The sequence below is a fragment of the Streptomyces sp. NPDC004788 genome (assembly GCF_053601115.1).
Genome location: NZ_JBSGBF010000100.1, coordinates 17212 through 28937 on the forward strand (window position 1 = coordinate 17212; position 11726 = coordinate 28937).

An 11726-nucleotide genomic window follows, 5' to 3' on the forward strand; every position below is an offset into this window, starting at 1 on the left:
CGGGCCGGCCGGCCCGAAGCACCCGGCCGGCCCGAAGCACTAGGCTGGAGCCTCGAAACCCGATACGTAAGCACTGGGGAGAGAACCGCATGGCACCCGCCATCCCTGCCGCCATGGAACGGCCGCACTTCATCGGCATCGGCGGTGCCGGAATGTCGGGCATCGCGAAGATCCTCGCCCAGCGCGGCGCCAAGGTCGCCGGCAGCGATGCCAAGGAGTCCGCGACGGCCGAGGCGCTGCGCGCCCTGGGTGCCACCGTGCACATCGGCCACGCCGCCGAGCACCTCGCCGACGACGCCTCCGCCGTCGTCGTCTCCAGCGCCATCCGTGCCGACAACCCCGAGCTGGCCCGCGCCGCCGAGCTGGGCATCCCGGTCGTGCACCGCTCCGACGCGCTCGCCTCCCTCATGGACGGTCTGAGCGCGATCGCCGTCGCCGGCACGCACGGCAAGACCACGACCACCTCCATGCTGGCCGTCGCCCTCACCGAGCTGGGCCTCGACCCCTCGTACGCCATCGGCGGCGACCTGGCCGGCCCGGGCACCAACGCCCGGCACGGCGAGGGCGAGGTCTTCGTCGCCGAGGCCGACGAGAGCGACCGCAGCTTCCAGAAGTACGACCCGACCGTGGCGATCGTCCTCAACGTCGAGCTGGACCACCACGCCAACTACGCGAACATGGACGAGATCTACGAGTCCTTCGAGGCGTTCGCCGCCAAGATCCGCCCCGGCGGCACGCTGGTCGTCGGCGAGCACCCGGGCGCGCGCGAGCTGGCCCGCCGGGTCGCCGGCCGCGAGGGTCTGAGCGTGCTCACGGTCGGCGAGTCCGCGGACTCCGACGCCCGCATCCTGAAGATCGTCCCGAACGGGATGAAGAGCGAGGTCACCGTCGCCCTCGACGGCACCGAGCACACCTTCACCGTCTCCGTCCCGGGCCGTCACTACGCGCACAACGCCGCCGCCGCCCTCGCCGCCGGCTCCCGCGTGGGCATCGACCCGGCCGGGCTGGCCCAGGCGCTCACCGCCTACACCGGCGTCGGCCGCCGCCTCCAGCTCAAGGGCGAGGCCGCGGGCGTCCAGGTCATCGACTCGTACGCGCACCACCCCACCGAGATGACCGCCGACCTGGAGGCCATGCGCGGCGCCGCCGGGGCCTCCCGCCTGCTGGTCGTCTTCCAGCCGCACCTCTTCTCGCGCACCCAGGAGCTGGGCCGCGAGATGGGCGACGCGCTCGCGCTCGCCGACGCCTCCGTGGTCCTGGACATCTACCCGGCCCGCGAGGACCCGATCCCCGGCGTCACCAGCGAGCTGATCATCGCCGCGGCCCGCGCGGCGGGCGCCGACGTCACGGCCGTGCACGAGAAGGCCGGCGTCCCGGACGTGATCGCGGGAATGGCGAAGCCCGGCGACCTCGTTCTCACCATGGGTGCGGGCGACGTCACGGACCTGGGTCCGAGGATCCTGGACCGGCTCGCCACGAACTGACCCGCCATGAGCTGACCCGCCATGAACCGAGGAGTGGAGAAGGATGGCGTACGAGGTCGAGAAGACCGACGAGGAGTGGCAGGCCGAGCTGACGCCTTCGGAGTACCAGGTGCTCCGGCTCGCCGGCACCGAGCCCGCCTTCCGCGGTGAGTACACGGACACGAAGACCAAGGGCGTCTACTCCTGCCGGGCCTGCGGCGCGGAGCTCTTCACGTCGAACGAGAAGTTCGAGTCGCACTGCGGCTGGCCGTCCTTCTACGACCCGAAGGACAGCGACGCCGTCGAGCTGATCGCCGACACCTCCCACGGCATGATCCGCACCGAGGTGCGCTGCGCCCGCTGCGGGTCCCACCTGGGCCATGTCTTCGAGGGCGAGGGGTACCCGACCCCGACCGACCAGCGGTACTGCATCAACTCGATCTCGCTCCGCCTGGAGCCGGACGAGAGCTGAGCATGACGCTCCACCAGCACCTGAGCCGATCGGCGCCACTCGCGCCGGTCGGCTCAGCTGTTTTCCCGGCTGTTTTCGGCCACTGCCCGGTCACCCGCCTCGTCCACCGTCCCGGCGTACCCACACTCCGGGCACAGCCCCCGGTAGGTGACCTCGACCTCCGTCACCGTGAAGCCGAACCGCTCCGCCTCCGGCAGCCCGTCCAGCGGGTCGCCCGCCGGATGCACGTCCCGTACGGTCCCGCAGCCGCCGCAGACCAGGTGCTGGTGCTCGCGGTGCGCGTTGGGGTCGTAGCGCTTGGCCCGGCCGACGCCGGAGACCTCGATCACCTCGCCGAGCGCGACGAGTTCGCCCAGCGTGTTGTACACCGTCGCGCGCGAGATCTCCGGCAGTCTCTCGGTGGCGCGGGCGAGCACCTCGTCCGCGGTGAGGTGGATGTGCTCGCCGTCGAGGACCTCGGCGACCACGCGCCGCTGGGCGGTCATCCGCCAGCCACGACCGCGAAGCCGTTCCAGCAGGTTGCTCATGGTCACCAGCCTTGCTGTGTGAGTAATCCGTATGAGTCCGGCTGTCATATTGACTTGGACTGTGTCCACAATAGGATCGACTCCAGTAGTAGCCAAGAGCAAGAGGGTGCGTCCGCACCGACGCCTCAGCAGTTCCCGAGCTCCGTGATCCGAATGGTTCGGAAGGAAACACCGATGTCTGAGCAGAAGCACGATCCACTTGTCACCGAGGACGAGGCGGCGGCGGAGAGCACCGGCGGCTGCCCGGTCGCGCACGGCCGCGCCCCGCACCCGACGCAGGGCGGTGGCAACCGCCAGTGGTGGCCGGACCGGCTCAATCTGAAGATCCTCGCCAAGAACCCCGCCGTGGCGAACCCGCTCGGTGAGGAGTTCGACTACGCCGCCGCGTTCGAGGCCCTGGACCTCGCGGCCGTGAAGCGGGACATCGCCGAGGTGCTCACCACCTCGCAGGAGTGGTGGCCGGCCGACTTCGGCAACTACGGCCCGCTGATGATCCGCATGGCCTGGCACAGCGCCGGCACCTACCGCATCAGCGACGGCCGCGGCGGCGCCGGCGGCGGCCAGCAGCGCTTCGCGCCGCTGAACAGCTGGCCGGACAACGCGAGCCTCGACAAGGCCCGCCGTCTGCTGTGGCCGGTCAAGAAGAAGTACGGCAAGGCCATCTCCTGGGCCGACCTGATGATCCTCACCGGCAACGTGGCCCTGGAGACGATGGGCTTCAAGACCTTCGGCTTCGGCGGCGGCCGCGTCGACGAGTGGGAGCCGGACGAGGACGTCTACTGGGGCCCCGAGACCGAGTGGCTCGCCGACGAGCGCTACAGCGGCGACCGCGAGCTGGAGAACCCGCTCGCCGCGGTCCAGATGGGCCTCATCTACGTCAACCCCGAGGGCCCCAACGGCAACCCGGACCCGATCGCCGCGGCCCGCGACATCCGCGAGACCTTCGGCCGGATGGCGATGAACGACGAGGAGACCGTCGCCCTCATCGCGGGTGGCCACACCTTCGGCAAGACCCACGGTGCCGGCCCGGCCGACCACGTCGGCGCCGACCCCGAGGCCGCGCCGATCGAGCAGCTCGGCCTCGGCTGGAAGAGCAGCTACGGCACGGGCGTCGGCAAGGACGCCATCACGTCCGGCCTCGAGGTCACCTGGACCGAGACCCCGACCCAGTGGGGCAACGGGTTCTTCAAGAACCTCTTCGAGTACGAGTACGAGCTCACCAAGAGCCCGGCCGGCGCCCACCAGTGGATCGCCAAGGACGCCCCGGAGGTCATCCCGGACGCGTTCGACTCGTCGAAGAAGCACCGCCCGACGATGCTCACCACCGACCTGTCGCTCAAGCTCGACCCGATCTACGGGCCGATCTCGCGCCGCTTCTACGAGAACCCGGAGCAGTTCCAGGACGCCTTCGCCCGCGCCTGGTACAAGCTCACCCACCGCGACATGGGCCCCGTCGTGCGCTACCTCGGCCCCGAGGTCCCGAGCGAGGAGCTGCTCTGGCAGGACCCGCTGCCGGCGCGCGACGGCGAGCTGGTCGACGCCGCCGACCTCGCCTCCCTCAAGGAGCAGATCCTCGGCTCCGGCCTGACCGTCACCCAGCTCGTGGGTGCCGCCTGGGCCGCCGCCAGCTCCTTCCGCGGCAGCGACAAGCGTGGTGGCGCCAACGGTGGCCGTATCCGCCTGGAGCCGCAGCGCAACTGGGAGGTCAACAACCCGGACGAGCTCGCCCAGGTCCTCCGCGTCCTGGAGGGCGTGCAGGAGTCCTTCAACTCCGCCCAGACCGGCGGCAAGAAGGTCTCCATCGCCGACCTGGTCGTCCTCGCGGGCACCGCGGCCGTCGAGAAGGCCGCCAAGGACGCCGGCTTCGCCGTCGAGGTCCCGTTCTCGGCCGGCCGGGTCGACGCCACCGCCGAGCAGACGGACGTCGAGTCCTTCGCCGCCCTGGAGCCGAAGGCGGACGGCTTCCGCAACTACGTCGGCAAGGGCCAGCGCCTCCCCGCCGAGTACCTCCTCGTCGACAAGGCGAACCTGCTGAACCTCTCCGCCCCGGAGATGACGGTCCTCGTCGGCGGCCTGCGCGCCCTCGGCGTGACCCAGCCGCAGACGCAGCACGGTGTCCTCACCGAGACGCCGGGCAAGCTGACGAACGACTTCTTCGTCAACCTGCTGGACCTCGACACGAACTGGACGTCCACCTCCGACGACCAGACCACGTTCGAGGCCCGCGACGCGGCCGGCACCGTCAAGTGGACCGGCACCCGCGCCGACCTGGTCTTCGGCGCCAACGCCGAGCTGCGCGCGGTGGCCGAGGTCTACGCCTCGGACGACGCGAAGGAGAAGTTCGTGAAGGACTTCGTCGCCGCGTGGACCAAGGTCATGGACCTGGACCGGTTCGACCTGCGCTGATCGCCTGACCAGCGCATGAGAAGGCCCCGGGCGGGAAACCGCCCGGGGCCTTCGGCGCTGCGGGCAGCCGCCCGGGGCCTTGGGCGCTGCGGGCAGCCGCTTCTTCGCCGGCCCCGCGCGGGGCCGGCCCCGGATCATACGACCGTCAGGACGATCTTGCCGGTGGTGCGGCCCCGCTCGCCGATCTCGTGGGCGCGCGCGGCCTCGGCCAGCGGAAGGACCGTCTCCACGACGGGCCTCAGCGCGCCCCGCTCCACCAGCCGGGCGATCTCACGCAGCCCCAGGTGATCCGGCTCGACCAGCACCCACACCGCCCGCACCCCGTCCTGCGCGACGGGCACGTCGTCCGGGCCGGGCAGGGTGATCAGCCGGCCGCCGTCCCGGAGCACCTTCAGGGAACGCTCGGCCGTCTCGCCGCCGAGCCCGTCCAGGACGACGTCGACGTCGGTCACGACGTCCTCGAACCGCACCGAGCGGTAGTCGATCACCTCGTCCGCGCCCAGCCGCCGCACCAGCTCGTGCTTGGCGGCGCTGGCCGTGCCGATGACGTACGCGCCGCGGGCCTTGGCGATCTGCACCGCGAAGTGGCCGACTCCTCCGGCCGCCGCGTGCACCAGCACCCGCTCGCCGGGGCGCACGGCCGCCGTGTCCACCAGGGCCTGCCAGGCGGTCAGCGCCGCGAGCGGCAGCGCCGCCGCCTCCACGTGCGTCAGGCCCGTCGGCTTCGGCGCGAGGTGCCGGGCCGGCGCCACGACGTACTCGGCGTATCCGCCCGCCTGGCGCGGGAACAGCGGCATCCCGAAGACCTCGTCACCGGGACGGAACACGCCCACCCCGGGCCCGACGGCCTCGACGGTGCCGGACACGTCCCAGCCCACCGCCGGGACCGCGCCCCACTCGATGAGTGCTCCGCCGGCGCGGGTCTTCCAGTCCACCGGGTTCACCCCGGCCGCGTGCACCCGCACCAGGACCTCGTTCAGTCCCGGCTGCGGGCGCTCGACCTCACGCTCGACGAGGTTTTCGGCTCCGCCCCACTGCTCCACGACCATCGCACGCATGCTGTTCCGCCAAGTCCTTCGTCTCGATCGGCTCGTCGCCGGGAGTTCCGGCGCGACGCAGTCCACGGTCCGGCATCCGCGCCCACGACGGTGTTGGCCGTCCGGCCAGGATGTGTCAGGATCTGGCCAAGGCCAAGGGGGGCCTGGCCGTGAGGGTCTGGCCATGAGCATCTAGGTGAGGATCTGGGCATGAGCGGGAAGCGACGGCGTCCGGCGGCCGAGGACGGCCGGGATCGGGTCCCGGGGACACCCCGGCGGCACCGGATCGCCGTGCTCGCGCTGCCCGGGGTCCCGCCCTTCGAGCTCGGCATCCCGTCCCGGGTCTTCGGCAGCGTGGAGGACTCCGAGGGCCGTCCGCTCTATGACGTCACCGTCTGCACCGCGGACGGCGGCCCCGTGCTCAGCGACGCCGGCTTCACCGTGCAGCCCGCGGCCGGCCCCGAGGCCCTGGCCGCCGCGGACACCGTGATCGTCCCGCCCACGCACGCCATGCCCGAGCTGGGCCGTGGTGGACCCCTGCCCCCCGAGGTCGCCGCGGCCATCGCCGGCGTCCGGCCCGGCGCCCGGCTGGTCTCCATCTGCACCGGGTCCTATGTGCTCGCCGCGGCGGGGCTGCTCGACGGCCGGCCGGCCACCACCCACTGGAACCTGGCCCCCGAGTTCCGCCGCGCCTACCCCGAGGTCAAGGTCGACGAGGACGTCCTCTTCGTCGACGACGGCGACGTACTGACCTCAGCGGGCGTGGCCGCCGGCGTCGATCTGTGCCTGCACATGATCCGCCGTGACCACGGAGCGGCAGCCGCGAACCGGGCCGCCCGCATGTGCGTCGTACCGCCCTGGCGGGACGGCGGGCAGGCCCAGTACATCGACCGTCCGGTCCCCGACCCCACGGTGGCCAGCACCACGGCCACCCGTGCCTGGGCCCTGGAACACCTGGGCGAACCGCTCTCCCTCGCCCAGCTCGCCGAGAACGCCCGGATGAGTCTGCGGTCCTTCACCCGGCGATTCCGCGACGAGGTCGGCATGACGCCGGTGCAGTGGCTCACCGCGCAACGCCTGGAACTGGCCAAGCAGCTGCTTGAGACCACCGACCTGCCGATCGACCTGGTCGCGCACCGGGCCGGTTTCGGCTCCGCGAACTCCCTGCGCGCGCACATGAGAACGGCCTTCGGGGTCTCGCCCGCCGCCTATCGCCGTACCTTCAGCCCCCATGACGTCGTCGAGGCGCCACAGAGCGCCTGATCCGGCCAGGGGGCCCGGGGGACAGGTACGGCTGACGGATACGCGTCACGGGTAGGCGTTACGGGTTCGGCTGTGGGTCAGTGGACGGAGAAGCCGCCGTCCACGAAGATCGCCTGCCCGGTCACGTAGGCGGAGGCCCGGCTCGCCAGGAACACGGCCGCGCCCTCGAAGTCCTCGGCCAGCCCGTTGCGGCCGATCATCGTGCGGGCCGCCAGCGCCGCGACCTTCTCCGGGTCGGAGGAGAGCCGCTGGTTCAGCGGCGTCATCACGAAGCCCGGGACCAGGGTGTTGGCGGTCACGCCGTACGGGGACCACGCCTCGGCCTGCGAACGCGCCAGCGCCTCCAGGCCGCCCTTCGACACCCCGTACGCGCCCGAGTTCACGAAGGCCCGGTGCGCCTGCTGGGACGTGATGTGGATGAACCGCCCGAAGCCGCGCTCGGCCATGCCGGGACCGAAGCGCTGCCCGAGCAGGAACGGCGCCTCCAGGTTCACCGCCATGGTCTGGTCCCAGACGTCGTCGCCGAGGTCGGACAGCGGCGGACGCAGGTTGATCCCGGCCGAGTTGACGACGATGTCCGGCTCGGCGCCCAGCGCCCGTACGGCATCCTCGGCGGCCGTCCGCACGCCCTCGCGCGTGGCGAGGTCCCCGCTCACCCAGTCCGCCCGGCAGCCGGCGGCGGTCAGCTCGTCGACGGTCGCCTTCAGCTCCGCCTCGCGCCGCGCGACGATCACGACCTGCGCGCCGGCGCCCGCAAGGGCCCGCGCCATGGCCTTGCCGATGCCGGAACTACCGCCGGTGACAAGGGCGGTGCGACCGGAGAGGGAGAACAGATCGTCCAGGTACGTCATTCGGACCTCCTCGCAGTGATGTTCGCATCCTGGCACACCGCGTGATGCCGCCGTTCGAGGTGTTCGCGGTGATGTCACGTTCCCGAACGGTGGTCCGTCCTCTACATGTCGGACGACATGTCGGAAGGCCGACACGAACGAAAGGCATGACCATGACCACGATCCTGGTGACCGGAGGGACCGGTACCCTCGGGCGGCTCGTCACCGCGCGGCTGCGCGCCGAGGGCCACGAGGTGCGCGTACTGAGCCGCCGCTCCCAGCCGTACGCCGTCGACCTGCGCGAGGGCGGGCCCGGTCTGGACACCGCGCTCGCGGGCGTGGACACCGTCGTGCACTGCGCGAGCACGCAGACCGGCGGCGACGAGAAGGCCGCGCGGCACCTCGTCGACGCCGCGGAGCGGGCCGGGGTCCGGCACCTGCTCTACATCTCGATCGTCGGCGTCGACCGCGTGCCGTTCCCCTACTACAAGGCCAAGCTCGCCGTCGAGAAGCTCATCGAGCAGTCCGGGCTCGGGTACACGATCCTCCGGACGACCCAGTTCCACGACCTCGTCCTCCGGTTCCTGGAGATCTCGGCCAAACTGCCCGTGATGCTGCTCCCGGCGGGCGTCGCAGACCAGCCCATCGAGGTGGGCGAGGTCGCCGACCGGCTGGCCCGACTGGCGGAAGGCGAGCCCGCGGGCCGCGTCCCGGACCTGGGCGGCCCCGAGGTGCGCACGTTCCCCGACCTGGCCGGCGCCTATCTGCGCGCGAGCGGGAAGCGCCGCCCGCTGCTGTCCGCTCCCCTCGCGGGCCGGGCCTACCGCGCCTTCCGCGCCGGCGGCCACCTCGCCCCCGACCGGGCCGAGGGCCGCGTCACCTTCGAGGACTTCCTGGCGACGCGACCGGGGTCGAAGACGGCCCGCTAGGCAGGGCGGCTCAGGGCGGCTGCCGTGCCCCGGCGAGGCGGTGGCCCACGCCGGGCGTCGTCGTGATGACCGGCGGGCCGCCCGCTCGGGGCGCAGCCGGCCGACGGTGGCGGTGGCGCCGGTCGGGAGGCCGGGCTCACCTGAACTCGCGTACGACCTCGATCGCGCCCACGATGTGCGCGTTGAACTCGTCCAACTCCTCCGCCGGCACCCACAGCTCCAGAATCGTCTCGCCCCCGGCCTGCCGGACCGGGTAGCGGGCCAGGAAGTCGCTGTCGACCTCGAACCGCGTCACGTAACCGACGCCGCTGTGCGGGACGTTCCAGTCCCGCGCGATGCGGATCGCGTAGTCCTCGTTCAGGACGGGGTAGAAGATCGGCTGCTCGGGCAGCCGCGGCGGCCACGCCCGCCAACCCGACGCGCGCACGAGCTCCAGCTCCTCGGGGCCCGTGGGGCGCCAGAGGGTGGTGGTCGCGCGGCGGCTGGTCATGGCTTCGCTCTCTCGGTGTGCGTGTGCGTGTGCGTGTGCGTGTGAAGACGGTGGCCGCCGACCGTACCCGTGGGCACGGCCCGGCGGCCACCGGGTTTCACGCTCCGGCTGCCCGCCGCGGGCTCAGGCCGCCGGCGCCGTGAAGTGACAGTTCGTCGAGATCGGCGATGTGGTCGTGCCGTCCGTGGTGCGGACGCGCCAGCCGTAGGCGTGGCCCGGGACGAGCGGGGGGACCGGGACGGAGACCGTGCCCTGGCCGCGGACCTTCGCGCTGGCCGAGCCCGCCTCGCCCATGATGATGGGCTGCGGCCGGCTGCTGTCCGTGTTGTCCCAGATCGAGAACTCGGCCCAGACCTCCTTCGACGGGTCCGGGTGCCTGACCGTGGCGGTCAGCGTCGGGGTGAGGCTGGTCGCCGTGCCGTAGTCGGCGCCGAAGGGGTCCACGTTCTGGTGACAGCCCTGCGAGGACGGCTCGCCGGGAACGTCCCGCAGCGCCGTGTTCCGGCCGGTGGGAGCCGTCAGCCGGCCGGCGTACGAGGCGATCTGGTCGTCGCGCAACGGGTGGTCGAACGCCGCCGCACGCTGCACGAAGCCGTTGAAGAACGCGTTGTCCGCGCCCCTCACCCGGTCGCGGCCCACGACGAACGGGCCCGTGGCGGCCCAGCGGTCGACGTCGGCGTGGACGGCCGTGGCCTTCTTCACGCCGTCGACGTAGAGGGAGACCGTGCCCGCGGCCGCGTCGTACACGCCCGTGAGCTGCGTCCACGTGCCGGTCACGGCGGCGGGGGCGATGGCCTGGTCGACGCTCCACGTGGCGCTGTCGGCCTTCGGCAGGGCGAAGCGCCAGGTGCTGTCGCCCGCGTTGTACCAGAGCATCATGCCGCTGATCGTCGTCCCGTCCTGGGACAGCACGACCCCCGTGCCCGCGCCCGGATTCGCCTTCGCCCACGCGGAGACGGTGAAGCCGCGGGTGGTGTCCACGGCGGGGCCGGACGCGGTCACGGCACCGGTCGAACCGTCCAGCGCCAGCGCCCCGCCGTGCTCGCCCGGCGCCCAGGAGGCGCCGCCCGACGGCGTGCCGCCGCCGAGTCCGTCAGGGCTGCCGTCGAGCCGCCACGACAGGGTGGCGCCCCCCTGCGTGTAGCCGTACAGCGGGGTGTGGTCGGAGTAGCCGGTCGCGCCCGGCCTGCAGGGGTCGAGGACGGTCTCCGGCGTCGCCTTCGTGCAGTTCGGCTGGACCGAGAGCCGGTAGTCCGTCTGGTCGGCGAAGTCCGTCCGGGAGTCGCAGCCGGTGAAGCCGTCGGTGGCGAAGAGGTAGTCGATCTTCGACGTGACGTATCCGGCGTACGACAGGATCCCGCCGTTCGCGTCGGTCGTCACGCCGTCGAGCGTGAACTTCGTGGGCTCGTCGGAGGCGTCGCCGGGGTAGTACGACCGCTGGTCGCACTCCGCCATCAGGCTGTAGAGCGGCTGGAGTCGGTCCTGGAGCCGGGTGTTGAAGTCACCGCCCAGGACGACGGACGGGAACTTCCCCACCACGTCCGCGACCGTCGCGATCTGGTCGTCGTAGTACTGGTCGGCCTGCGCCTGCGTCAGCTTGGCCGGGACATCCGCGCCGAAGTTGGAGACGTGCGTCGTGCACACGTGGTTCTCCCAGCCGGCCACCTCCACGCACAGCACGGTGCCGCGGTCCATCGACAGACCGAGCGGAGTGGTGAAGTCCGTCTCGGTCTTCCACGTCATCCGGCCCTTGACGCCGATGGCCACGCCCAGCGTGCCGGAGAGCGAGCCGCGGCACCGCGAGCCCTGCGAGTCGACGAACTCGACTCCCGGCTGCTCAGTCTGGTACGTGTCCCCGGGGCGCGTCACGCCGGCGAGCGCGAACGTCCAGTCGGAGCCGGGGTCGTCGGCCTCCAGCTTCGCCTCCAGCGGGGCCAGGTGGCTGACCGAGCACACCTCCTGGAGCATGACCACGTTGAGGTTCCGGTCCTTGACCAGCTGGGCGATGCCCTCGATCTTCTTGCCGGGCACGTTGCGGTACGGGCAGTAGCCGGCGTCCGAGGCCACCCGGCCGCCCGCCTCGCCGCAGATGTTCCAGGTCATCGCCCGGACCGACTCCCGGGTGTGGGCGGTGCCCGCCGCGTCCCCCGGTGTCGTCGTGACCGCCGCGGCGGGTGCCGTCTGTCCCCCGAGCAGGACGACGGCCGCGAGGACGGCCGTCAGGAGGTGCAGCCCATGGGCCGCGATTCTTCTCATGTGTCGTCACTTACCGGCGGAGCTGTGGGGCTCCGCGCCTCCCCCCCTGCCCC

10 protein-coding genes are annotated in these 11726 nt (G+C 72.1%); 5 read left to right on the top strand and 5 right to left on the bottom strand.

Annotation, left to right across the window (positions count from 1 at the left end; all coding sequences use genetic code 11):
- Positions 1-89 precede the first annotated feature (89 nt).
- Both murC and msrB read left to right on the top strand, forming a co-directional pair.
- Positions 90-1484 carry a UDP-N-acetylmuramate--L-alanine ligase gene (gene murC / locus ACWEJX_RS31325; protein WP_451610799.1) on the top strand — a complete coding sequence of 465 codons (1395 nt, stop codon included), beginning with the start codon at positions 90-92 and terminating at the stop codon, positions 1482-1484.
- Positions 1485-1527: 43 nt separating this feature from the next.
- Positions 1528-1935 carry a peptide-methionine (R)-S-oxide reductase MsrB gene (msrB, locus tag ACWEJX_RS31330; protein WP_451610800.1) on the top strand — a complete coding sequence of 136 codons (408 nt, stop codon included), beginning with the start codon at positions 1528-1530 and terminating at the stop codon, positions 1933-1935.
- Between the two features lie 53 nt (positions 1936-1988).
- Here msrB and ACWEJX_RS31335 read toward each other — a convergent pair whose 3' ends face one another.
- Positions 1989-2462, bottom strand: a complete 474-nt coding sequence (locus tag ACWEJX_RS31335) for a Fur family transcriptional regulator (protein WP_451610801.1) — start codon at positions 2460-2462, stop codon at positions 1989-1991.
- A gap of 174 nt (positions 2463-2636) precedes the next feature.
- On the opposite strand from ACWEJX_RS31335, the gene katG reads away from it, so the two are divergent.
- Positions 2637-4868 carry a catalase/peroxidase HPI gene (gene katG, locus ACWEJX_RS31340; RefSeq protein ID WP_451610802.1) on the top strand — a complete coding sequence of 744 codons (2232 nt, stop codon included), beginning with the start codon at positions 2637-2639 and terminating at the stop codon, positions 4866-4868.
- Between the two features lie 134 nt (positions 4869-5002).
- Here katG and ACWEJX_RS31345 read toward each other — a convergent pair whose 3' ends face one another.
- Positions 5003-5926 (bottom strand): NADP-dependent oxidoreductase, encoded by a 924-nt coding sequence (locus tag ACWEJX_RS31345; RefSeq protein WP_451610803.1) that lies wholly within the window; start codon positions 5924-5926, stop codon positions 5003-5005.
- 189 nt (positions 5927-6115) lie between these two features.
- On the opposite strand from ACWEJX_RS31345, the gene ACWEJX_RS31350 reads away from it, so the two are divergent.
- The gene (locus tag ACWEJX_RS31350) at positions 6116-7168 is read left to right on the top strand and encodes a GlxA family transcriptional regulator (protein ID WP_451610804.1); all 1053 of its coding nucleotides are present in this window, start codon (positions 6116-6118) and stop codon (positions 7166-7168) included.
- 77 nt (positions 7169-7245) lie between these two features.
- On the opposite strand, the gene ACWEJX_RS31355 is transcribed toward ACWEJX_RS31350, so the two are convergent.
- The gene (locus ACWEJX_RS31355; protein ID WP_451610805.1) at positions 7246-8019 is read right to left on the bottom strand and encodes an SDR family NAD(P)-dependent oxidoreductase; all 774 of its coding nucleotides are present in this window, start codon (positions 8017-8019) and stop codon (positions 7246-7248) included.
- A 152-nt stretch (positions 8020-8171) separates the two neighbouring features.
- Between ACWEJX_RS31355 and ACWEJX_RS31360 the strand changes: the two genes are divergently transcribed.
- Positions 8172-8927, top strand: a complete 756-nt coding sequence (locus ACWEJX_RS31360; RefSeq protein WP_451610810.1) for an SDR family oxidoreductase — start codon at positions 8172-8174, stop codon at positions 8925-8927.
- A gap of 136 nt (positions 8928-9063) precedes the next feature.
- On the opposite strand, the gene ACWEJX_RS31365 is transcribed toward ACWEJX_RS31360, so the two are convergent.
- Entirely contained in the window at positions 9064-9417 is a 354-nt protein-coding gene (locus tag ACWEJX_RS31365; RefSeq protein WP_451610806.1) for a hypothetical protein, read from the bottom strand.
- Between the two features lie 123 nt (positions 9418-9540).
- On the bottom strand, positions 9541-11673 hold the full coding sequence (locus ACWEJX_RS31370) for a LamG domain-containing protein (RefSeq protein ID WP_451610807.1): 2133 nt from the start codon (positions 11671-11673) through the stop codon (positions 9541-9543).
- Between the last annotated feature and the right edge of the window lie 53 nt (positions 11674-11726).

What these genes read in the sequence shown, in the direction of transcription:
- murC (WP_451610799.1), top strand. Translation starts at nt 90, where the DNA reads ATGGCACCCGCCATCCCTGCCGCCATGGAACGGCCGCACTTCATCGGC.
- msrB (WP_451610800.1), top strand. Translation starts at nt 1,528, where the DNA reads ATGGCGTACGAGGTCGAGAAGACCGACGAGGAGTGGCAGGCCGAGCTG.
- ACWEJX_RS31335 (WP_451610801.1), bottom strand. Translation starts at nt 2,462, where the DNA reads ATGAGCAACCTGCTGGAACGGCTTCGCGGTCGTGGCTGGCGGATGACC.
- katG (WP_451610802.1), top strand. Translation starts at nt 2,637, where the DNA reads ATGTCTGAGCAGAAGCACGATCCACTTGTCACCGAGGACGAGGCGGCG.
- ACWEJX_RS31345 (WP_451610803.1), bottom strand. Translation starts at nt 5,926, where the DNA reads ATGCGTGCGATGGTCGTGGAGCAGTGGGGCGGAGCCGAAAACCTCGTC.
- ACWEJX_RS31350 (WP_451610804.1), top strand. Translation starts at nt 6,116, where the DNA reads ATGAGCGGGAAGCGACGGCGTCCGGCGGCCGAGGACGGCCGGGATCGG.
- ACWEJX_RS31355 (WP_451610805.1), bottom strand. Translation starts at nt 8,019, where the DNA reads ATGACGTACCTGGACGATCTGTTCTCCCTCTCCGGTCGCACCGCCCTT.
- ACWEJX_RS31360 (WP_451610810.1), top strand. Translation starts at nt 8,172, where the DNA reads ATGACCACGATCCTGGTGACCGGAGGGACCGGTACCCTCGGGCGGCTC.
- ACWEJX_RS31365 (WP_451610806.1), bottom strand. Translation starts at nt 9,417, where the DNA reads ATGACCAGCCGCCGCGCGACCACCACCCTCTGGCGCCCCACGGGCCCC.
- ACWEJX_RS31370 (WP_451610807.1), bottom strand. Translation starts at nt 11,673, where the DNA reads ATGAGAAGAATCGCGGCCCATGGGCTGCACCTCCTGACGGCCGTCCTC.